Source organism: Rhizobium sp. 01T444 (genome assembly GCF_056398305.1).
On record NZ_JBFTPD010000011.1, the window covers coordinates 25,461 to 46,597 of the forward strand.

The 21,137-nt window shown below is 60.1% G+C and carries 20 protein-coding genes; 18 read left to right on the forward strand and 2 right to left on the reverse strand.

Annotated elements, in window-relative coordinates; translation table 11 throughout:
• The first annotated feature begins 1 nt into the window (after position 1).
• The 17 genes from sdhA to AC1DTN_RS16590 all read left to right on the forward strand — a co-directional run bounded on the left by sdhA (position 2) and on the right by AC1DTN_RS16590 (position 17,921).
• Positions 2–1,843: a succinate dehydrogenase flavoprotein subunit gene (gene sdhA, locus AC1DTN_RS16510; RefSeq protein WP_037101745.1), complete on the forward strand. Its 1,842-nt coding sequence runs from the start codon at positions 2–4 to the stop codon at positions 1,841–1,843.
• A gap of 15 nt (positions 1,844–1,858) precedes the next feature.
• A complete protein-coding gene (locus AC1DTN_RS16515) occupies positions 1,859–2,638 on the forward strand; it encodes a succinate dehydrogenase iron-sulfur subunit (protein ID WP_310384993.1) in 780 nt (259 codons plus the stop codon).
• Positions 2,536–3,459 carry a nucleotidyltransferase domain-containing protein gene (locus AC1DTN_RS16520; protein WP_439016771.1) on the forward strand — a complete coding sequence of 308 codons (924 nt, stop codon included), beginning with the start codon at positions 2,536–2,538 and terminating at the stop codon, positions 3,457–3,459. Before AC1DTN_RS16515 ends, AC1DTN_RS16520 begins: the two co-directional genes overlap by 103 nt.
• A 137-nt stretch (positions 3,460–3,596) precedes the next feature.
• On the forward strand, positions 3,597–4,103 hold the full coding sequence (locus tag AC1DTN_RS16525) for a protease inhibitor Inh/omp19 family protein (protein ID WP_439016770.1): 507 nt from the start codon (positions 3,597–3,599) through the stop codon (positions 4,101–4,103).
• A 48-nt stretch (positions 4,104–4,151) separates the two neighbouring features.
• Positions 4,152–5,315 carry a cell division protein ZapE gene (gene zapE, locus AC1DTN_RS16530; RefSeq protein ID WP_477921795.1) on the forward strand — a complete coding sequence of 388 codons (1,164 nt, stop codon included), beginning with the start codon at positions 4,152–4,154 and terminating at the stop codon, positions 5,313–5,315.
• Between the two features lie 174 nt (positions 5,316–5,489).
• Positions 5,490–6,452 (forward strand): malate dehydrogenase, encoded by a 963-nt coding sequence (gene mdh / locus AC1DTN_RS16535; RefSeq protein WP_477921797.1) that lies wholly within the window; start codon positions 5,490–5,492, stop codon positions 6,450–6,452.
• 36 nt (positions 6,453–6,488) lie between these two features.
• Positions 6,489–7,682: an ADP-forming succinate--CoA ligase subunit beta gene (gene sucC / locus AC1DTN_RS16540; protein ID WP_310384986.1), complete on the forward strand. Its 1,194-nt coding sequence runs from the start codon at positions 6,489–6,491 to the stop codon at positions 7,680–7,682.
• An 8-nt stretch (positions 7,683–7,690) separates the two neighbouring features.
• Positions 7,691–8,182, forward strand: coding sequence for a DUF1579 family protein (locus tag AC1DTN_RS16545; protein ID WP_439016767.1), 492 nt, complete (start codon positions 7,691–7,693; stop codon positions 8,180–8,182).
• A gap of 13 nt (positions 8,183–8,195) precedes the next feature.
• Entirely contained in the window at positions 8,196–9,098 is a 903-nt protein-coding gene (sucD, locus tag AC1DTN_RS16550) for a succinate--CoA ligase subunit alpha (RefSeq protein ID WP_477921801.1), read from the forward strand.
• 170 nt (positions 9,099–9,268) lie between these two features.
• Entirely contained in the window at positions 9,269–12,253 is a 2,985-nt protein-coding gene (locus AC1DTN_RS16555) for a 2-oxoglutarate dehydrogenase E1 component (RefSeq protein WP_477921802.1), read from the forward strand.
• A gap of 18 nt (positions 12,254–12,271) precedes the next feature.
• Positions 12,272–12,571 (forward strand): YciI family protein, encoded by a 300-nt coding sequence (locus AC1DTN_RS16560; RefSeq protein ID WP_477921804.1) that lies wholly within the window; start codon positions 12,272–12,274, stop codon positions 12,569–12,571.
• A 49-nt stretch (positions 12,572–12,620) separates the two neighbouring features.
• Positions 12,621–13,844, forward strand: a complete 1,224-nt coding sequence (gene odhB, locus AC1DTN_RS16565; protein ID WP_477921806.1) for a 2-oxoglutarate dehydrogenase complex dihydrolipoyllysine-residue succinyltransferase — start codon at positions 12,621–12,623, stop codon at positions 13,842–13,844.
• A 15-nt stretch (positions 13,845–13,859) separates the two neighbouring features.
• Positions 13,860–14,600 (forward strand): DUF4241 domain-containing protein, encoded by a 741-nt coding sequence (locus tag AC1DTN_RS16570; RefSeq protein ID WP_477921807.1) that lies wholly within the window; start codon positions 13,860–13,862, stop codon positions 14,598–14,600.
• A 13-nt stretch (positions 14,601–14,613) separates the two neighbouring features.
• Positions 14,614–15,126, forward strand: a complete 513-nt coding sequence (locus AC1DTN_RS16575; protein ID WP_439016765.1) for a hypothetical protein — start codon at positions 14,614–14,616, stop codon at positions 15,124–15,126.
• Complete coding sequence (locus AC1DTN_RS16580; RefSeq protein WP_113324716.1) at positions 15,123–15,875, forward strand: SDR family oxidoreductase; 753 nt, start codon at positions 15,123–15,125, stop codon at positions 15,873–15,875. The genes AC1DTN_RS16575 and AC1DTN_RS16580 overlap by 4 nt, the downstream gene beginning before the upstream one ends.
• Positions 15,876–15,899: 24 nt before the next feature.
• Positions 15,900–17,303: a dihydrolipoyl dehydrogenase gene (lpdA, locus tag AC1DTN_RS16585; RefSeq protein WP_439016764.1), complete on the forward strand. Its 1,404-nt coding sequence runs from the start codon at positions 15,900–15,902 to the stop codon at positions 17,301–17,303.
• Positions 17,304–17,405: 102 nt separating this feature from the next.
• On the forward strand, positions 17,406–17,921 hold the full coding sequence (locus AC1DTN_RS16590; protein ID WP_477921813.1) for a cytochrome b: 516 nt from the start codon (positions 17,406–17,408) through the stop codon (positions 17,919–17,921).
• 12 nt (positions 17,922–17,933) lie between these two features.
• Here the strand turns inward: AC1DTN_RS16590 and AC1DTN_RS16595 are convergent, their stop codons facing one another.
• Together AC1DTN_RS16595 and AC1DTN_RS16600 are read right to left on the reverse strand one after the other, a co-directional pair.
• A complete protein-coding gene (locus AC1DTN_RS16595; RefSeq protein WP_439016761.1) occupies positions 17,934–19,010 on the reverse strand; it encodes a TraB/GumN family protein in 1,077 nt (358 codons plus the stop codon).
• Between the two features lie 87 nt (positions 19,011–19,097).
• The gene (locus AC1DTN_RS16600; protein ID WP_439016760.1) at positions 19,098–20,033 is read right to left on the reverse strand and encodes a tyrosine recombinase XerC; all 936 of its coding nucleotides are present in this window, start codon (positions 20,031–20,033) and stop codon (positions 19,098–19,100) included.
• 143 nt (positions 20,034–20,176) lie between these two features.
• On the opposite strand from AC1DTN_RS16600, the gene AC1DTN_RS16605 reads away from it, so the two are divergent.
• On the forward strand, positions 20,177–21,121 hold the full coding sequence (locus AC1DTN_RS16605) for a GNAT family N-acetyltransferase (protein WP_439016759.1): 945 nt from the start codon (positions 20,177–20,179) through the stop codon (positions 21,119–21,121).
• The last annotated feature ends 16 nt before the right edge of the window (positions 21,122–21,137 follow it).

The window sequence follows — 21,137 nt, forward strand, 5'->3', positions numbered from 1 at the left end:
CATGGCAACGTCTTCACCCGCTCAGAATGGGAAGGCCTACACCTATGTCGACCATTCCTATGACGTAATCGTCGTCGGCGCCGGCGGCGCCGGCCTGCGTGCCACGCTCGGCATGGCCGAACAGGGCTTCCGCACGGCCTGCATCACCAAGGTATTCCCGACCCGCTCGCACACGGTTGCGGCCCAGGGCGGCATCGCTGCCTCGCTGCAGAACATGACGCCTGACAGCTGGCAGTGGCACCTTTACGACACTGTCAAGGGTTCCGACTGGCTCGGCGACGTCGACGCCATGCAGTATCTGACCATGGAAGCGCCGAAGGCGGTCTATGAGCTGGAGCACTACGGCGTGCCCTTCTCGCGCAACGAGGAAGGCAAGATCTATCAGCGTCCGTTCGGCGGCCACATGCAGAATTTCGGTGAAGGCCCGCCGGTGCAGCGCACCTGCGCCGTTGCCGACCGTACCGGCCACGCCATCCTGCACACGCTCTACGGCCAGTCGCTGCGCAACAATGCCGAATTCTTCGTCGAATATTTCGCGCTCGACCTCATCATGTCCGATGACGGCAGCCGTTGCACCGGCGTGATCGCATGGTGCCTGGACGATGGCACGATCCATCGCTTCGCGGCCAAGATGGTGGTGCTCGCGACCGGCGGTTACGGTCGCGCCTATTTCTCCGCGACCTCGGCCCATACCTGCACCGGCGACGGCGGTGGCATGGTTGCCCGTGCCGGCCTGCCGCTGCAGGATATGGAATTCGTGCAGTTCCACCCGACCGGCATCTACGGCTCCGGCTGTCTGATCACCGAGGGTGCGCGCGGCGAGGGCGGCTACCTCGTCAACTCCGAAGGCGAGCGCTTCATGGAGCGCTATGCGCCGTCGGCCAAGGATCTGGCCTCGCGTGACGTCGTTTCGCGCTGCATGACGCTGGAAATCCGCGAAGGCCGCGGTGTCGGCAAGAACAAGGATCACATCTTCCTGCACCTCGATCATCTCGATCCGGCCGTGCTGCATGAGCGCCTGCCGGGCATTTCCGAGAGCGCCAAGATTTTTGCCGGCGTCGATGTGACCCGCGAACCGATCCCGGTTCTGCCGACCGTTCACTACAACATGGGCGGCATTCCGACGAACTATTGGGGCGAGGTGCTCAATGCTGACAGCTCCAATCCGGAACGCATCATCCCCGGCCTGATGGCTGTCGGTGAAGCCGGCTGCGCCTCGGTTCACGGGGCAAACCGTCTTGGCTCCAATTCGCTGATCGACCTCGTGGTCTTCGGTCGCGCTGCGGCGATCCGCGCCGGCGAGGTCATTGACCGTGCATCGCCGGTGCCGGCGCTGAACATCGCCGCCTGCGACAAGATCATGGATCGTTTCGACGGTCTGCGCCATGCTAGCGGCGGCACGCCGACGGCGGTGCTGCGCGAGAAGATGCAGCGCGCCATGCAGGAAGATGCGGCGGTGTTCCGTACGCAGGAATCGCTGGAATCCGGCTGCCGTCGTCTTTCGGAAATCTGGGGCGAACTCAAGGACATCAAGGTCACCGACCGCTCGATGATCTGGAATTCCGACCTCGTCGAAACGCTCGAGCTGCAGAACCTGATGGCCAATGCCATCACCACGATCTACGGCGCCGAAGCCCGCAAGGAAAGCCGCGGCTCGCATGCCCGCGAAGACTATACGTCAGGTCCGTTCGCAGGTCGCGACGACGTCAACTGGCGCAAGCACACGCTGGCCTGGGTGAACGAGGCTGGTGATGTGAAGCTCGATTACCGGCCTGTCCACACCGACCTCATCGCAGACGGCATCGATCCCCACAAGATCGAGCCGAAGGCCCGCGTATACTGATCAGAGGAACCTGACATGGTTGAACTCGCTCTCCCCAAGAATTCCAAGATGCGCGAAGGCAAGGTGTGGCCGAAGCCGGCGGGTGCCAAGAACACTCGTGAGTTTCGCGTCTATCGCTGGAGCCCGGATGACGGCCAGAACCCGTCGATCGACACCTTCTACGTGGATGTCGACGATTGCGGGCCGATGGTTCTCGATGCGCTTCTTTACATCAAGAACAAGATCGACCCGACGCTGACGCTGCGCCGTTCCTGTCGTGAAGGCATCTGCGGTTCCTGCGCGATGAACATCGACGGCACGAACACGCTCGCCTGCACCAAGGGCATGGACGACATCAAGGGCACGGTGAAGATCTACCCGCTGCCGCATATGCCTGTTGTCAAGGATCTGGTTCCTGACCTCAGCAATTTCTATGCCCAGCATCGCTCCATCGAGCCCTGGCTGAAGACGGTTTCGCCGACGCCGGCCAAGGAATGGAAGCAGAGCCATGAGGACCGCCAGAAGCTCGACGGCCTCTACGAGTGCATCCTCTGTGCCTGCTGCTCGACCTCCTGTCCGAGCTACTGGTGGAACGGCGACCGTTACCTCGGTCCGGCCGTCCTGCTGCAGGCCTATCGCTGGCTGATCGATAGCCGTGACGAAGCGACTGGCGAACGTCTCGACAATCTCGAGGATCCGTTCCGCCTTTATCGTTGCCACACGATCATGAACTGCGCGCAGACCTGCCCGAAGGGTCTGAACCCGGCCAAGGCAATCGCCGAAATCAAGAAGATGATGGTCGAGCGTCGCGTGTGAGTGCTGACGCTTCAGCCGGCATTGAAGATTTTGATTCCGAGGCGGTCGCCGAAATCCGATCGCGGCTCGCCTCGGTGAAACAGCATGGTATACGCATCGGTTTTGCGATCGAAAGCGGAAGCCGCGCCTGGGGCTTTCCCTCGCCAGACAGCGACTATGATTGCCGTTTCGTTTATGTCCGTCCGGTCGCTGACCATATCGGACTGGTCTCGCATCGGGATGTAATCGAGTTTCCGATCGTGGGTGATATAGACACTGGTGGCTGGGATCTGCGCAAGGCGCTGCTGCTTGCCCTCAAAGGCAATGCCGTTGTCGTCGAATGGGTAAAATCGCCAATCGCCTATGAAGAAGAGCCCGGATTTCGCAGCCGTCTTTCCAGCGTGCTTGACGAGATCATGCTGCCGCAGAAGGTCGCGCTGCATTATGTCGGTCTGCTGCGCAGTCACTGGCAGATGCATGGGGACGGGCCAATCAAGCTCAAGAAGCTGCTATATGCGATCCGTCCGGCAATTGCGCTCGAATGGATGCGCTCGAATGAGTTTCAGAAGCTGCCGCCGATGAACATGATGCAGTGTCTGGCGGCAGTCACCATCGATGAGGGCTTGCGCAAGGCGATTCATGAATTGGTGATCGTCAAAAGCCAGACGCGCGAGATGGGCGAGGGTCTGCCGCCCAAGCGTATCCAATCCTTTCTCGCGACATCAATTGAGCGTTATCAGGACTTCGCCGAGCGAATCAAACTTGGTCAGGAAGCGGACGGTCGAGCACAACACCTTGCTGACATATTTTATCAGCAAGAAGTCCGGCGAGCGGTCGGTTGAATTGTGCCGGCCTTGCTATAGGTGTCACGAAGGCCGATTTGCGTTGTGCTGACTTGATTAACCAAAGTGAAATACGGTAATTCGAACCTACAATTGAAATATCTCTGCGGTTGAGACGGACATTCGGGAGCTTAATGATGCAGTTGCGATATGTGGTGACGGGTCTAACGGCCGCTCTGGCCTTGGCGGGATGCCAGCGCACCTCATATGATTACAGCAGTAACAACGCACCTCCGCCGTTGACCGCGCAGCCGGTACCCTCCGTGCAGGGCGGCCAGCTTCCGCCGCCGGCCGGGCAGTTTCCTGCCGCGCCGACCTCGACGGCGCCGATGGCTGGTGTTCAGCAGGGTGGCGCAGCACCCGCGACCTCTCTTGATGTCACCAAGGAATCGATGGTCGGCAGCTGGCGTGTCAACGGTACCTGCGACATGTTCCTGACGCTCACCAATCTCGGCAGCGGATCGCGCGGCGGTACGCGCGGTTGTGTTGGCGAGCTGACGGCTATGGGTTCCTGGGAAGTTTCCGGCAAGCAGGTTCTGCTCAAGGACCGCAGCGGCAACCAGATCGGTTCCGTCTACAAGGTTGCCGACAACAGCTTCAATGGCCAGACCTCGACCGGGCAGCCGATCACCCTCAGCCGGTAACTCAATCCGGCGGGGTTCCGCCGGTTGCGCATAGGCGGACAAGCCCTCATGCAGCCAATGCCAGACTATTCGCTCAGCGTCACCGAGCAGCTCAAATCGCTGACGGCTTCGGAGACGTTGCAGGTTGATTCCGCCCAGATGGATGTGGCCAAGTGTCTTGACCGGGTGCTTGCCTCTCTCAAGCAGAAACGGCCTGCCGCCAAGAGCAGCGCGCTCGGCTGGCTGTTTGCATCCAAGAAGAAGACGGAGAGCGGCATCAAGGGCCTCTATATCCATGGCAGCGTCGGGCGCGGCAAGACGATGCTCATGGACATGTTCTTCCAAATGGCGCCCTGCCGGAAAAAGCGGCGCGCGCATTTCCATGAGTTCATGGCCGATGTGCACAATCGCATCGCTGCTCACCGGCTGAAGCTGAAGAACGGCGAGACGAAGCAGGCCGATCCGATGCCGCCGGTCGCCGCTGCCCTTTTCGGGGAAGCGGAACTGCTCTGCTTCGACGAATTCACCGTCACCGATATCGCCGATGCGATGATCCTGTCGCGGCTGTTTTCCGAGCTTTTCGCGCGCGGCTGCGTGCTGGTGGCGACCTCGAACGTCGAGCCCGACAATCTCTACAAGGACGGCCTCAATCGCGGGCTTTTCCTGCCTTTCGTCGGTCTCCTCAAAAAACATGTCGAGATCGTTTCGCTCGATTCGCCGACCGACTACCGGATGGAGAAGCTGAACAGTCAGCCGGTCTATCTCGTCCCAATCGACGAGCGCACCGACATGGCAATGGACGCGTCGTGGACGCAGGCGCTGCACGGTCGCAAGGCGCAGCCGACGGACATTGCCATGAAGGGGCGGGCAATCCATGTGCCGCTCGCCGTCGATCGCATGGCGCGATTCTCCTTCTCCGATCTCTGCGAAAAGCCGTTGGGTGCAGTCGATTTCCTCGCCATCGCCGAACGCTTCGATACGATCTTCCTCGATCACATTCCCTTGCTCGGCCCTGAAAAGCGGAACCAGATCAAACGCCTCATCATTATGATCGATACGTTCTACGATCATGGCACCCGCCTCTATGCTTCCGCCGCCGCCATGCCCGAAGATCTGCTCGTCGAAAGACGCGGCACCGAAGGCTTTGAATTCGATCGTACGACATCTCGTCTTTTTGAGATGAGAAGCGCGGAATATCTTGCGGCGCATCATGAACGGCGAGCTGCCGAGTAACACTTTGGTGACAATTGATCTTACGTTTACGTAAGAATTTTAATATCTAAACGATTGAAATTGCTGCACCAAAAATAATGGATTGCCATTTTTTGGCTTTAGGTCTATGCGATTGCGGCATTGGGCGATGCCCGCGCGTCGCCCGACGGATTTTGATCGCAAAGGAAAAGCGAAATGGCGCGTAACAAGATCGCACTCATCGGTTCTGGCATGATTGGTGGCACGCTGGCGCATCTCGCCGGCCTGAAGGAACTGGGCGACATCGTCCTCTTCGACATCGCCGACGGTATCCCCCAGGGCAAGGGTCTCGACATCGCACAGTCCTCCCCGGTTGAAGGCTTCGACGCCAATCTGACCGGCGCCAGCGACTATTCCGCGATCGAAGGCGCTGACGTCTGCATCGTCACTGCCGGCGTTCCGCGCAAGCCGGGCATGAGCCGCGATGACCTTCTCGGTATCAACCTCAAGGTCATGGAGCAGGTCGGCGCCGGCATCAAGAAGTATGCTCCGAACGCTTTCGTGATCTGCATCACCAACCCGCTCGACGCGATGGTTTGGGCGCTGCAGAAGTTCTCCGGCCTGCCGGCCAACAAGGTCGTCGGCATGGCCGGCGTTCTCGACTCTTCGCGCTTCCGTCTTTTCCTCGCCAAGGAATTCAACGTTTCCGTTCAGGACGTCACGGCCTTCGTTCTCGGTGGCCACGGCGACACGATGGTGCCGCTCGCTCGTTATTCCACCGTTGGCGGCATTCCGCTGACCGACCTCGTCACCATGGGCTGGGTCACCAAGGAACGCCTCGAAGAAATCATCCAGCGCACCCGTGACGGCGGCGCCGAAATCGTCGGCCTCTTGAAGACCGGTTCGGCCTATTACGCTCCGGCTGCTTCCGCGATCGAAATGGCTGAATCCTACCTCAAGGACAAGAAGCGCGTTCTGCCTTGCGCTGCCCACCTGACGGGCCAGTACGGCGTCAAGGACATGTATGTCGGCGTTCCCACGGTCATCGGTGCCGGTGGCGTCGAGCGCATCATCGAGATCGATCTCAACAAGACCGAGAAGGACGCCTTCGACAAGTCGGTCGGCGCCGTCGCCGGTCTCTGCGAAGCCTGCATCAACATCGCGCCCGCCCTCAAGTAACTGGTGCGCTGAAGTTATCGAAATAGGGATAAACCCATGAACATTCATGAATATCAGGCCAAGGCTCTGCTGAAGGGCTATGGCGCGCCGGTCGCGCAGGGTGTGGCGATCCTCAAGGTTGAAGAAGCCGAGGCTGCCGCCAGGTCGCTTCCCGGCCCGCTCTACGTGGTCAAGAGCCAGATCCATGCAGGCGGCCGCGGCAAGGGCAAGTTTAGGGAACTCGGCCCGGATGCCAAGGGTGGTGTCCGTCTCGCCAAGTCGATCGATGAAGTCGTTGCGCATGCCAAGGAAATGCTTGGCAATACGCTGGTAACCGCGCAGACCGGCGAAGCCGGCAAGCAGGTCAATCGCCTCTACATCGAAGACGGTGCCGACATTGCTCGCGAGCTCTATTGCTCGCTCCTGGTCGACCGTTCGGTCGGCAAGGTGGCCTTCGTCGTTTCGACCGAAGGCGGCATGGATATCGAAGCAGTCGCTCACGATACGCCTGAGAAGATCCACACGATCGCCATCGATCCGGAAGCTGGTGTGACAGCTTCCGACGTTGCTGCGATCTCCAAGGCGCTTCAGCTTGACGGTGCGGCTGCCGAAGACGCCAAGACGCTCTTCCCGGCGCTCTACAAGGCTTTCGGCGAGAAGGACATGGCCCTGCTCGAGGTCAATCCGCTGATCGTGATGAAGGATGGCCACCTGCGCGTTCTCGATGCAAAGATGTCTTTCGATGGCAACGCTCTTTTCCGCCACGACGACGTGAAGACGCTTCGCGACGAGACGGAAGAAGACGCCAAGGAAATCGAGGCCTCCAAGTGGGACCTCGCCTATGTCGCGCTTGACGGCAACATCGGCTGCATGGTCAACGGTGCTGGCCTTGCCATGGCGACGATGGATATCATCAAGCTTTACGGCAAGGAGCCGGCAAACTTCTGCGACGTCGGCGGCGGCGCCGGCAAGGAGAAGGTCGCTGCAGCCTTCAAGATCATCACCGCTGACCCCAAGGTGGAAGGCATTCTCGTCAACATCTTCGGCGGCATCATGAAGTGCGATGTCATCGCCGAGGGCGTCATTGCCGCGGTCAAGGAAGTCGGTCTCAAGGTTCCGCTCGTCGTTCGCCTTGAAGGCACGAATGTCGATCTCGGCAAGAAGATCCTGAACGAATCGGGTCTGGCGATCACGGCGGCTGACGATCTCGACGATGCGGCCAAGAAGATCGTCGCTGCGATCAACGGTTGAGAACGGTCATGGCTTTCCAGTCCACGCCCAGTGCTGCTCATCTCCGCCTCGATGCCTTTGCCGGTGTCTGGGAGGGGGAAGAGCATGTCGCGGCTTCGGCGTGGACAAAAGAAGGCAAGGCCAGCGCTTCGCTTTCTGGCGAGGCGCTGTTCGGCGGATTTTTCCTCGAGCAGCGTTACTGCCAGATGCGCGACGGCGAAGTTTCCTTCGAAGCCCGCAATGTTTTCGGCTTCGATAGTTCGGACCAGAGCTACAAACTCTACCAGTTCGACAGCGTCGGTTTTGCTCCGCCCACGCCGGCTTCCGGCGCGTGGAATGGCGATGAACTCGTGCTGATCAAGACTTCTCCGCGCGGAAGGCAGCGCACCGCGTTCACATTTGAAAATGAAGACTGCTACCGGATGGGCGTCAGCTTTTCGCCTGCAGGCAGCGATACTTGGCAGGAGGTCGTCAGCGGCATCTATCGTCGCGCGTCTCTTACGTCTTCCAACCTCTTCTAGACAAAGGCCCCGCATGTCTATTCTCGTCAACAAAGACACCAAGATCCTTGTTCAGGGTCTGACCGGCAAGACCGGTACATTCCACACCGAACAGGCGCTTGCTTACTACGGCACGCAGATGGTCGGTGGTATTCACCCGAAGAAGGGTGGCGAAACCTGGACCGGCTCCAAGGGCGAAAGCCTGCCGATCTTCGCAACCGTTGCCGAAGGCAAGGAAAAGACCGGCGCCAACGCGTCCGTCATCTATGTTCCGCCGGCAGGTGCAGCCGATGCGATCATCGAGGCGATCGACGCCGAGATCCCGTTCATCACCTGCATCACCGAAGGCATCCCGGTCATGGACATGGTGCGCGTCAAGGCTCGCCTCGAGCGCTCCAAGTCGCGTCTGCTCGGTCCGAACTGCCCAGGCATCCTGACGCCGGAAGAATGCAAGATCGGTATCATGCCGGGCTCGATCTTCCGCAAGGGTTCGGTCGGTATCGTTTCCCGTTCTGGCACGCTGACCTACGAAGCTGTCTTCCAGACCTCCAACGAAGGTCTCGGCCAGACGACGGCTGTCGGCATCGGCGGCGACCCGGTCAAGGGCACCGAGTTCATCGACGTGCTCGAAATGTTCCTCGCCGACGAAGCCACGACCTCGATCATCATGATCGGCGAAATCGGCGGTTCGGCTGAAGAAGACGCAGCGCAGTTCCTCAAGGACGAGGCCAAGAAGGGCCGCAAGAAGCCGATGGCGGGCTTCATCGCGGGCCGTACGGCGCCGAAGGGCCGCACGATGGGCCATGCCGGTGCTGTGGTTTCCGGTGGCAAGGGCGACGCTGAATCGAAGATCGCGGCGATGGAATCGGCAGGCATCAAGGTGTCGCCGTCTCCGGCTCGCCTCGGCAAGACGCTGGTTGAAGTCCTCAAGGGCTAAACCAACTTATATACCCCGGGCGGAGGAACGGCATCCTGGCCTCCGCCCGGCTCTCCACTTACTCAATGCGGATGCGCCGCGGACAGGCGGCAATCGGAATGCGGCAGCCGGCGATGAAGCCGGCAAATTCATCTAAGTCAGGAGGCGGGCGGAAGCGTCCGCGTAACACCATGGCACGGCAAGAAGCCAACGAGCAATTTCAGATCACCTCGTTTCTGGATGGCGCCAATGCTGCCTATATCGAGCAGCTCTACGCCCGTTATGAAGACGATCCCAACTCGGTCGACGATCAGTGGCGGTCCTTCTTCAAGGCGCTGGAAGACGATCCTGCTGATGTGAAGAAGGCGGCCAAGGGAGCATCCTGGCGCAAGAAGAACTGGCCGCTGCAGGCAAGCGGCGATCTCGTCTCGGCGCTCGACGGCGACTGGGGCATCGTCGAAAAGGTCATCGAGACCAAGGTAAAGGCGAAGGCCGAAGCCGCCGGCCAGCCGGCAGGCGCCGCCGACGTGCTGCAGGCGACGCGCGATTCCGTCCGCGCCATCATGATGATCCGCGCATATCGCATGCGTGGCCATCTGCACGCCAAGCTCGATCCGCTTGGCATCGCCGCCCCGGTCGACGACTATCACGAGCTTTCGCCCGAAAATTACGGCTTCACGGCTGCCGACTACGATCGCAAGATCTTCATCGATAACGTGCTCGGCCTCGAATATGCGACCCTCCGCGAGATGATCGAGATCCTCGAGCGCACCTATTGCTCGACCCTCGGCGTCGAATTCATGCACATTTCCAATCCGGAAGAAAAGGCATGGATCCAGGAACGTATCGAAGGTCCGGACAAGGGCGTTGCTTTCTCGGCTGAAGGCAAGAAGTCGATCCTCGCCAAGCTCGTCGAAGCCGAAGGCTACGAACAGTTCCTCGACGTCAAGTTCAAGGGCACCAAGCGCTTCGGCCTGGACGGCGGTGAATCACTGATCCCGGCACTCGAACAGATCCTCAAGCGTGGCGGCCATCTCGGCCTCAAGGAAGCCGTGTTCGGCATGGCCCATCGCGGTCGCCTGAACGTGCTTTCCCAGGTCATGGGCAAGCCGCACCGCGCCATCTTCCACGAGTTCAAGGGCGGCTCCTATGCGCCTGATGAGGTCGAAGGTTCAGGCGACGTGAAGTACCATCTGGGTGCTTCCTCCGACCGCGAATTCGACGGCAACAAGGTGCACGTCTCGCTGACGGCAAACCCGTCGCACCTCGAGATCGTGGACCCGGTCGTCATGGGCAAGGCGCGCGCCAAGCAGGACATGAGTGCCACCGTCTGGGACGGCGACATCATTCCGCTGTCGGAACGCGCCAAGGTTCTGCCGCTCCTGATCCACGGCGACGCGGCCTTTGCCGGCCAGGGCGTCATTGCCGAAATCCTCGGCCTGTCCGGTCTGCGCGGCCATCGCGTTGCCGGCACGATGCACGTCATCATCAACAACCAGATCGGCTTCACCACGAACCCGGCCTTTTCGCGCTCGTCGCCCTATCCGTCCGACGTCGCCAAGATGATCGAAGCACCGATCCTGCACGTCAATGGCGACGATCCGGAAGCCGTGGTCTATGCGGCGAAGATCGCGATGGAATTCCGCATGAAATTCCACAAGCCTGTCGTGCTCGACATGTTCTGCTATCGCCGCTACGGCCACAATGAAGGCGATGAGCCGTCCTTCACGCAGCCGAAGATGTACAAGGTCATTCGTGGTCACAAGACAGTCCTGCAGCTCTATGCAGACCGTCTCGTTCGCGAAGGCCTGCTCACCGACGGCGAAGTCGAAAAGATGAAGGCCGACTGGCGCGCCCATCTCGAGCAGGAGTTCGAAGCTGGCCAGCACTACAAGCCGAACAAGGCCGACTGGCTGGACGGCGAATGGTCCGGCCTGCGCACGGCTGACAATGCCGACGAACAGCGCCGCGGCAAGACTGCCGTGCCGATGAAAACGCTCAAGGATATCGGCCGCAAGCTGTCGGAGATTCCGGCTGGATTCAACGCGCATCGCACGATCCAGCGCTTCATGGAAAACCGCGCCAACATGGTCCAGAGTGGCGAAGGTCTCGACTGGGCGATGGCCGAAGCGTTGGCTTTCGGCGCGCTCGTCGTCGAGGGCCACAAGATCCGTCTGTCCGGTCAGGATTGCGAACGCGGTACCTTCTCGCAGCGCCACTCGGTTCTCTACGATCAGGAAACCGAAGAGCGCTACATTCCGCTCGCGAACCTGTCGCCGACACAGGCCCGTTACGAAGTCATCAACTCGATGCTTTCGGAAGAAGCCGTTCTCGGCTTCGAATACGGCTATTCGCTGGCTCGTCCGAATGCGCTGACGCTCTGGGAAGCCCAGTTCGGCGACTTCGCAAACGGTGCGCAGGTCGTGTTCGACCAGTTCATCTCGTCTGGCGAACGCAAGTGGCTGCGCATGTCGGGCCTCGTCTGCCTGCTGCCGCATGGCTATGAAGGCCAAGGTCCGGAACACTCGTCCGCCCGTCTGGAGCGCTATCTCCAGCTCTGCGCGGAAGACAACATGCAGGTCGCCAACGTCACGACGCCGGCGAACTACTTCCACATCCTGCGCCGCCAGCTGAAGCGCGATTTCCGCAAGCCGCTCATCCTGATGACGCCGAAGTCGCTGCTGCGCCACAAGCGCGCTGTCTCGACGCTTGCCGAAATGGCTGGCGAATCCTCCTTCCACCGTCTCCTGTGGGACGATGCGGAGGTCATCAAGGATGGCCCGATCAAGCTGCAGAAGGATGCCAAGATCCGTCGCGTCGTCATCTGCACCGGCAAGGTCTATTACGACCTGCTGGAAGAGCGCGAAAAGCGCGGTATCGACGACATCTACCTGCTGCGTATCGAGCAGCTCTATCCGTTCCCGGCCAAGGCGCTCATCAACGAGCTGTCCCGCTTCCGGAATGCAGAGATGGTGTGGTGCCAGGAAGAGCCGAAGAACATGGGTGCATGGTCGTTCATCGACCCGTATCTGGAATGGGTGCTCGCCCATATCGATGCGAAGTACCAGCGCGTTCGCTATACGGGTCGCCCGGCCGCCGCTTCGCCGGCAACGGGCCTGATGTCAAAGCATCTGTCGCAGCTCGCCGCGTTCCTCGAGGATGCGCTGGGCGGCTAACAAAAAAGGGGGAGCGCGATGGCATATTTCTTCATGAGACTTGTGCCGCCGCGCTCCACATTCCCGCATGACGGGACCGGGGAGGAAATGGCGGCGATGAAACGCCATGCCGAATATTGGCACCAGAACGTTCTTGCAGGATCGGCGATTGCCGTTGGTCCTGTCTTCGAGGGTGAAGGGGCTTTCGGTATCGCGATCGTCGAGGTTGCAGACCAGGCAGCAGCGCACGCGCTTGCCGATGCGGACCCGATCATCACTTCCGGCTTCGGTTTTCGTTTCGACGTCTTGCCAATGCCCTCCGTCATTCTCCGGCCCTAAGCCGGGACCGCTGTCTAACACGATAACAAGCACAATCAGGATTTGAACAATGGCCACAGAAATCCGCGTTCCAACACTCGGTGAATCCGTCAGCGAGGCAACCGTCGGCACCTGGTTCAAGAAGGTCGGCGATGCCGTGAAGGCCGACGAGCCCATTCTCGAGCTTGAAACCGACAAGGTGACCATCGAAGTTCCGGCTCCGGCATCCGGCACGCTTTCGGAAATCGTCGCCCAGGCTGGCGAGACGGTTGGTCTCGGTGCGCTTCTCGGCCAGATCGCCGAAGGTGCGGCTGCCCCGGCAGCAGCACCTGCTGCACCTGCTCCGACGCCAGCTGCTCCGGTTGCTGCCGCTGCTGCTCCGGCCGCCTCCGTATCCTCCATGCCGCCGGCTCCGGCTGCGGCAAAGATGCTGGCGGAAAACAATCTCTCGGCCGATCAGGTTGATGGCAGCGGCAAGCGCGGCCAGGTTTTGAAGGGTGATGTCATCGCCGCTGTCGCCAAGGCTGCAGCAGCTCCAGCCGCTGCACCGGCAGCGCCTGCCGCCCCGCGCGGTCCTTCGACGGTAGAAGATGCGGGACGCGAAGAGCGCGTGAAGATGACGCGCCTGCGCCAGACGATCGCCAAGCGCCTCAAGGATGCACAGAACACGGCTGCGATGCTCACCACCTACAACGAGGTGGACATGAAGGCCGTCATGGACCTGCGCAATAAGTACAAGGATGTCTTCGAGAAGAAGCACGGCGTGAAGCTCGGCTTCATGGGCTTCTTCACCAAGGCCGTCACGCACGCGCTCAAGGAACTGCCGGCCGTCAACGCCGAGATCGACGGTACCGACATCATCTACAAGAACTACTGCCATGTCGGCATGGCTGTCGGTACCGACAAGGGCCTCGTCGTTCCCGTCATCCGTGACGCCGACCAGATGTCAATCGCCGAAATCGAGAAGGAACTCGGCCGTCTCGCCAAGGCAGCCCGTGACGGCTCGCTCTCCATGGCTGAGATGCAGGGCGGCACCTTCACCATCACCAATGGTGGTGTCTACGGTTCGCTGATGTCCTCGCCGATCCTCAACGCCCCGCAGTCGGGCATTCTCGGCATGCACAAGATCCAGGAGCGTCCGGTTGCCATCGGTGGTCAGGTTGTCATCCGCCCGATGATGTATCTGGCTCTCTCCTACGACCACCGCATCGTCGACGGCAAGGAAGCCGTGACCTTCCTCGTGCGCGTCAAGGAAAGCCTGGAAGATCCGGAACGTCTGGTTCTGGACCTCTAAGCGGAGCGATCTGCCATGCGAGACCGGATCATGCGAGCGGCGGGCGCAGTGTTCTGCGCCACGGTTGCCTTCATGCCGGTCTCGGCTCTCGCCTTCGATGTGAACAAGGCGAGCAGCAATTTCGACTTCGTATCGCTTGATGATGCCGAGCTTTCCGCACGCCACATCAAGACTGTCGACATGGGCAATGTCGAACTGACCTCGGGCCGTATCGTTGCCGCCGATCCGTTGGCACAGCCGGATCGGCCGGCATTGGCAAAGACGGTTCCTGTCGGTGAATATCCGGTACGGCTCTACGAGGCTTTCGGGCGGGTTGCGGCGTCAAGCATGCGCATTGCCGAGGGTAAGCCCGATCACTGGGAGCTTGCGACCATTCCGGGCCAGGATGTCGCTACGCTGAAGGATGACGAGATCTTCGGCTATCCCGTCGATGCCGGTCTCGGCAGCTACATGGATGCCGACACGCTTGATCTGATCGGGCAACGCGAGCAGCAGGTGCAGGCTGCAAAGCCGGATTCCGACGTGAACTACTATGACGTGGTCGCCTCCGAACTCGATGCCAACAAGGGGGTCTATGACCTGCACCGGCCGATCGCCGGCAAGAAGGGCAATGTGGCGATATTCTGGAGTGGCTGGGGCGATGGCTTCTATCCGGTATTTTGGGGACTGGACAAGGACGGGCGTCCGCTGGTGCTGCTGACGGATTTCCAGGTCACCGAGAATGCCGACGGGCGCAGGGAGCCGAACCACAAATGAACGGGCAGGGCACATGCTGACCAAGCAGAAAAGTGTAGTTGCGATGATGATCGCCGCGCTTTCCTGCGCGCCGGCTTCGGCCGTTGCCGCCGATTGCCAGCAGGGCAAGGCGATCTACGCTGATCGCGATGGCGCCTACGAACTGCGCTTTTCGCCGATTACGTCTGAAGCCGTGTCGTCAAGCCACCAGTTCAAGCTCAGCGCGCTCAAGACCTCAGTCGTCATGGATGGCTATGTCATGTCCTCGGACGATCCGGAGCGCACCATGGGCATGGTCCTGTTCAACTGCCCGGATGGCGATGTCACGGGTGCCGATCTCGATGGCTGCACGGTCTGGCAGGGCTTCGTCTATCGCGCAAGTGCCGATGGCGGGCTCGATAACCTGCAGTCCGGCGACAGCCCGGCAACCGAAAAGATCGTCTTTCCCGGCCTCGGCCCAGCGATCCGCCAGTCTTCCGCCTGGGGTGACGGCAAGGCGACCGTCGCTCCCTGGGACGTCCTCGATTTCAAGGGATGTGCACAATGACCGACAGTCCCGTTCTTCTCGTTACCGGTGGTAGCCGTGGCATAGGTGCTGCAGCCTGCCTGGCTGCCGCACGTCACGGCTGGCGCGTTGCGGTGAACTATGCCTCGAATGAAGAGGCGGCAAATGCCGTGGTCTCGGAGATCAAGAAGGCTGGCGGCAATGCGATCGCGATCAAGGGCGATGTCGGCAATGCCGCCGATATCGTCTCGATGTTCGAGGCGATCGATAGGCATTTCGGGCGGCTGGATGGGCTGGTGAACAATGCCGGTATTGTCGATTACATCGCACGTGTCGATGAAATGTCGGCCGAGCGCCTCGAGCGGATGATGCGGATCAATGTGACGGGTTCGATCCTTTGCGCCGGCGAGGCAGTGCGGCGCATGTCCACCCGGCATGGCGGACAAGGCGGCGCGATCGTCAATGTCTCCTCCATGGCGGCGGTGATTGGCGGGCCGGCACAATATGTCGACTATGCCGCATCGAAGGCAGCCATAGATACGTTCACGATCGGACTTTCCAAGGAAGTCGCGGCCGAGGGTATCAGGGTGAATGCGATCCGTCCCGGCATCATCGAAACGGATATTCATGCCTCCGGCGGGCAGCCGGACAGGCCGAAAGAAATGGCTTCATCGATCCCGATGAAGCGAACCGGACAGGCGGAGGAGGTGGCCGATGCGATCGTCTATCTGCTTTCGTCTTCGGCATCGTACATAACAGGCGCGATCCTCAATGTGAGCGGCGGGCGCTAGTCAATAACGCAAAGGGAAAAAGTAATGTCCTATGATGTGATTGTTATCGGAACCGGCCCTGGCGGCTATGTCGCGGCAATCAAGGCTGCGCAACTCGGCCTCAAGGTTGCCGTCGTCGAGAAGCGCGCCACTTACGGCGGCACCTGCCTGAATGTCGGCTGCATCCCCTCCAAGGCGCTGCTGCACGCTTCCGAGATGTTCCACGCAACGCATCACATGGAAGAGCTCGGCATCGAGGTCGCCGCTCCGAAGCTCAATCTCGAAAAGATGCTGGCGCACAAGGATGCGACGGTAAAGTCGAACGTCGACGGCGTTGCCTTCCTCTTCAAGAAGAACAAGATCGATGCCTTCCACGGCACCGGCAAGATCGTCTCCGCCGGCAAGGTCTCGGTGACCGCCGAAGACGGCACGGTTCAAGAAATCGAAGGCAAGAACATCGTCATTGCCACCGGTTCCGACGTCGCCGGCATTCCGGGCGTGAAGGTCGATATCGATGAGAAGATCATCGTATCCTCCACCGGCGCCATTGCACTGGAAAAAGTGCCGGAAACGATGATCGTCGTTGGTGGCGGTGTCATCGGCCTCGAGCTTGGTTCGGTCTGGTCGCGACTCGGTGCGAAGGTCACCGTCATCGAATTTCTCGACAAGATCCTCGGCGCGATGGATGCCGATGTCTCAAAGCAGTTCCAGCGCATGCTCGGCAAGCAGGGCATCGACATCAAGCTGAGTTCCAAGGTGACTGGCGTCGAGAAGGGCGACAAGGGCGCCAAGGTGACATTCGAGCCGGTCGCTGGCGGCGCTGCGCAGACGCTTGAAGCGGATGTCGTCCTGATTTCCACTGGCCGCATTCCCTACACGGCAGGCCTTGGTCTCGAAGAAGCTGGCGTCAAGCTCGACAATCGCGGTCGTGTTGAAATCGACAGCCACTTCAAGACCAATGTCGAAGGTATCTACGCGATCGGCGACGTCGTGACGGGTCCGATGCTGGCGCACAAGGCCGAAGACGAAGGTGTGGCACTTGCCGAAATCCTCGCTGGCCAGCACGGTCATGTGAACTATGACGTCATCCCGAGCGTCGTCTACACGCAGCCGGAGGTCGCCTCCGTCGGCAAGACTGAGGAAGAGCTGAAGGCCGCCGGTGTCGCTTACAAGGTGGGCAAGTTCCCGTTCACAGCAAACGGCCGCGCCCGCGCGATGCTGGCGACCGAAGGTTTCGTGAAGATCCTGTCCGACAAGGAAACCGACCAGGTGCTCGGCGGTCATATCGTCGGCTTCGGCGCCGGCGAGATGATCCACGAGATTACCGTGCTGATGGAATTCGGTGGTTCGGCAGAAGACCTCGGCCGCACCTGCCATGCGCATCCGACCATGTCGGAGGCCGTGAAGGAGGCAGCACTGGCCGCCTTCTTCAAGCCGATCCATCTGTAAGATTAAATATCAGCAATCATTCATAATGCCGCTTGCCTTCGGGCAGGCGGCGTTTTTATTTGGTGGGCAAGTTTCGCTAACTATTTGACGAAAGCCAAGAAAATGAATGATCGTGTCGTGTCGTGTCGTGTCGTGTCCGGCTACAGTCTCTCCCAGCGTTTCCTTCACTGGGCGACCGTGCTCCTGGTCCTCTTCAACCTTCTTTTCCCTGATGGCATGAATGCCTGGTACCGGCTTATCCGCCATGGCGGCACGCCATCACCCGAACAGATCGCTTCGGCCAATATCCACGCCTATGTCGGTATCGCAATCCTGCTTATGACAATCCTGAGACTCGGCCTGCGCTTCGTGCAGGGCGTACCGCCTGAAGCCGCAGACGAACCGGCGATCTTTCGGCTCGCCGCACGGCTGGCGCATGCGAGCCTCTATCTGCTGCTGCTCGCCCTGCCGGCTTCAGGCATCGGGGTCTATTATTTGGGTGTGGAAGCATTGGGCGCGCTGCATGCCGACGTCCTGAAGCTCATCCTCTGGATCGTCATCGTCGCGCATGTCTTTGGTGCGCTGGTCCACCAGTTCTATTGGAAGACAGATGTATTGCGGCGGATGACGATGGGATGAGAAGGACGACGGTCAGTTGACCGCGGTGACCGTGAAACCCTGCTGACGCAGCAGTTCGATGACACCATCCTTGCCTGGGAGGTGAAGGGCACCGACGGCCATGAAGACGTTGCCGTTGGCGAGGATGGGGGCGGCGCGTTCGGCCATCACCTTGTTGCGGTCGAGGATGATGCGCTGTTCGAAGGCGGCGTAATCGCTGCTCTCGTCGCTGCCTTCCGGCGATACGGTCTTCAGCATCGGCATGGTCATGCCGATATCGCCGGAGAGATAGATGGCGGTCATGGTTTCGACAACGTCGTTCATCTTGGCTCCGAGTTCCAAGGTTTCGATCAGCGACTTCAGATGAAATTCGATCGGCAGCTCGGCCATGGCCTGCAGCTGCTCGGCCAGGGTTTCCAGCCCCTTGACCTGCTTGCCCTCAGCGGCCGCATCGGCAGCGATCTTCTGGTCGAGGAACTGCACTCCCTTGGCCTTACGGGCGATCTCGCAGGCGGGAAGTGCGACAGCGCTTGCGATCATCCAGGGGCGCATGCGCGAAACGGCCGAGAGCGGGATGCCGCGCTGCTTCAATCCGGCTTCGAGGCGGGTATAGTCCTGAGGCGAAAGAAGCTTTTCGATGGTCGTGCCGTCCGTGAACATCATCAGGTCCGGCCTCATCAGAAGTGATGCAGTGGCCTTCTTCTCATCGAGGATTTCGTCGGACTCGATGACGACAGTATCGGCACCGTCATGGGCTTCCTGCGCGCGGGGCGGCAGGTTCAAGACGCGTGGATCGGTGACGTGCATGGTGCCGAGCAGCCAGGAAGTTTTGAGGCCGGGTTTTTCTATCTTCCAGAAAACGCCTTTGCCGTTCGGTGTGGCATCTGCCTCTTTCACCGCTTCGGCATACCGGCCCGGTTCGTTCTGCTGCAACTCCGTGAGCAAGTTCTTTCCGGTGCAGCTATCTTCGGCGGCATCGGCCGATGTGACGGAAAAGACGGCAGCGAGCAATGCGGCGGCAAGCAGCATGTGAAAAGCGGCGATCAGCCAGAGCAGGATACTGCCCGGCTGCGCGATATGGAAAGTGCGGTGGCCGATGGAGATCGTCATGATGGTAATCCGGTCACATGTGCTTCAAGCCTCATGCTCTACGCCGGGCTTGCGCATATTCCTTTAAGAGACAGCGTTAACGAAGGCTTACGCACGCGGATGCGCCCTATCATACACCTCCAGAAGCCTTGATGCATCGACGCCGGTATAGACCTGCGTGGTGGAAAGGCTGGCATGGCCGAGCAACTCCTGAATGGTGCGCAGGTCACCGCCGCCGGCCAGCAGATGCGTGGCGAAGGAGTGGCGCAGCGCATGCGGGGTCGCCGTTTCCGGCAGGCCGAAGGCACTGCGCAATTTCTGCATGGCGCGCTGGATGATGGCAGGCTGCAGCTTACCGCCGCGGGCGCCGCGAAAGAGCGGCTCGCCTTCGTCAAGATGAAAGGGGCAGAGCGCTCGGTATCTCTCAACCGCTTCGAAAACGATGGGCAACAACGGCACGAGGCGCGTCTTGTTGCCTTTACCGGTGATGCGCAGCGTGGTGGTGCCGGTCCTGATATCAGCAGGCGTCAGGTCGAGTGCTTCGGAAATGCGCAGGCCGCAACCATAAAGCAGCGTCATAACGGCGGCATCGCGCGCGGCAATCCATGGCTCGTCATGGAGCTGGGCTTCATTGCTGACTACGGTGATGGCCTGTCTGTCAGAGAGAGGCTTCGGAAGAGATTTCGGTTGCTTCGGGGATCGCACGGCGCCGGCGCCCGCGGCATTCACGAGGCCCTTCTTTTCAAGGTGACGCAGAAAGGAGCGAATGCCGGCGAGATTGCGAGCAACCGAGCGAGCGCCGGAGCCCTCTTTGCGCCGGGCGGCCAGAAAGGCGCGGAAGTCTGCCGGGCGCAGCGTTTCGATATCGCGCAGCGTCGTCGGGCCACCGAGATGACCGGTCATGAAGGTCAGGAACTGACGCGTGTCACGTTCATAGGCATCGAGCGTATGTTCGGAAAGGCGGCGTTCCCGGGCGAGGTTTTCGAGCCAGGCGCTGCGTTCCGTCATCAGGTGCGGATCGGCGATGATCAGGAGTTCATTCATGATTTTGGCTCTTGAATTTGCTTTTGGTGACGCCAATTCTGAAACAGTGGCGTTATGGAATTGCTAATGCTTGCCAAGCCCTTGTCATGTATCGATCATAATTCATTGAGATAGCTTATAGCTTCCGTAAAACAGGAATTTTCATGGCACGGCGCGATTCCATGACGGCCTTTGGACAGCTCGCGGAAGCGATTGCCCTGGTTTCACACGGAAAGCCCGGCCATATCGTCGATATGCTGATTGCCGAGCGCGGACAGAAGATCGTCCGCCATCCTCTGTGGCCGCTCATGCGGCCGTTTCTCTATACGCTGCTGCGCTACAACAAGGCGATCGAATTCGCCAATGACGTTGCCAACATGCCGGGCTTCCAGTCGTTCGAATATATGAGCAACCTGCTGAAGCTCGATATCAATGTCACCAATGCCGAGCGCATTCCGGCATCCGGCGGCTTCATTCTCGTCAGCAATCATCCAACCGGCATTGCCGATGGCGTGGCGGTGTTCGATCTCCTGAAGACGCGCCGGCCGGACATGATGTTCTTCGCCAACCGCGATGCGGTGCGCGTCAACCCACGCTTTGCGGAGATGATCATCCCGGTCGAATGGCGCGAGGAATTCAAGAGCAAGCTCAAGGCGCGCGAGACGCTGCAGCTCACCAACCTTGCGGTGAAGGAGGGCAAGGCGACCGTGCTGTTCCCTTCGGGCCGTATCGCCTATTGGGCAAATGGGCGATTGAACGAGCGGCCGTGGAAAACCTCTGCCGTCGGCCTTGCCCGTAAATACGGTCTGCCGATCCTCCCTGTTCACATGACAGCGCGCAATTCCGGGCTTTTCTACTGGTTTGCCAAATGGTCGACCGAACTGCGCGACATGACGGTCTTCTATGAACTTCTGAACAAGAAGAGTGACCGCTTCGATTTCGTCATCGGCAATCTCATTCCCGCAGAAGAGCTCGACGGCGACCTGAACGAGGTGACCAAGGCGCTCGAGAGGCACACGGTCTATGACATGGCTGTTGATGGCGACTCACGCTTCATGCCTGTGTCCCGGCAACTGGTTCCGGAGGCCGTTGCGGCCCATTCTTTTTAGCGTTGCTTTGCGCTAA

Coding starts and splice junctions, on each gene's coding strand:
- sdhA (WP_037101745.1), top strand. CDS start 2: ATGGCAACGTCTTCACCCGCTCAGAATGGGAAGGCCTACACCTATGTC.
- AC1DTN_RS16515 (WP_310384993.1), top strand. CDS start 1,859: ATGGTTGAACTCGCTCTCCCCAAGAATTCCAAGATGCGCGAAGGCAAG.
- AC1DTN_RS16525 (WP_439016770.1), top strand. CDS start 3,597: ATGCAGTTGCGATATGTGGTGACGGGTCTAACGGCCGCTCTGGCCTTG.
- zapE (WP_477921795.1), top strand. CDS start 4,152: ATGCAGCCAATGCCAGACTATTCGCTCAGCGTCACCGAGCAGCTCAAA.
- mdh (WP_477921797.1), top strand. CDS start 5,490: ATGGCGCGTAACAAGATCGCACTCATCGGTTCTGGCATGATTGGTGGC.
- sucC (WP_310384986.1), top strand. CDS start 6,489: ATGAACATTCATGAATATCAGGCCAAGGCTCTGCTGAAGGGCTATGGC.
- AC1DTN_RS16545 (WP_439016767.1), top strand. CDS start 7,691: ATGGCTTTCCAGTCCACGCCCAGTGCTGCTCATCTCCGCCTCGATGCC.
- sucD (WP_477921801.1), top strand. CDS start 8,196: ATGTCTATTCTCGTCAACAAAGACACCAAGATCCTTGTTCAGGGTCTG.
- AC1DTN_RS16555 (WP_477921802.1), top strand. CDS start 9,269: ATGGCACGGCAAGAAGCCAACGAGCAATTTCAGATCACCTCGTTTCTG.
- AC1DTN_RS16560 (WP_477921804.1), top strand. CDS start 12,272: ATGGCATATTTCTTCATGAGACTTGTGCCGCCGCGCTCCACATTCCCG.
- odhB (WP_477921806.1), top strand. CDS start 12,621: ATGGCCACAGAAATCCGCGTTCCAACACTCGGTGAATCCGTCAGCGAG.
- AC1DTN_RS16570 (WP_477921807.1), top strand. CDS start 13,860: ATGCGAGACCGGATCATGCGAGCGGCGGGCGCAGTGTTCTGCGCCACG.
- AC1DTN_RS16575 (WP_439016765.1), top strand. CDS start 14,614: ATGCTGACCAAGCAGAAAAGTGTAGTTGCGATGATGATCGCCGCGCTT.
- AC1DTN_RS16580 (WP_113324716.1), top strand. CDS start 15,123: ATGACCGACAGTCCCGTTCTTCTCGTTACCGGTGGTAGCCGTGGCATA.
- lpdA (WP_439016764.1), top strand. CDS start 15,900: ATGTCCTATGATGTGATTGTTATCGGAACCGGCCCTGGCGGCTATGTC.
- AC1DTN_RS16590 (WP_477921813.1), top strand. CDS start 17,406: ATGAATGATCGTGTCGTGTCGTGTCGTGTCGTGTCCGGCTACAGTCTC.
- AC1DTN_RS16595 (WP_439016761.1), bottom strand. CDS start 19,010: ATGACGATCTCCATCGGCCACCGCACTTTCCATATCGCGCAGCCGGGC.
- AC1DTN_RS16600 (WP_439016760.1), bottom strand. CDS start 20,033: ATGAATGAACTCCTGATCATCGCCGATCCGCACCTGATGACGGAACGC.
- AC1DTN_RS16605 (WP_439016759.1), top strand. CDS start 20,177: ATGGCACGGCGCGATTCCATGACGGCCTTTGGACAGCTCGCGGAAGCG.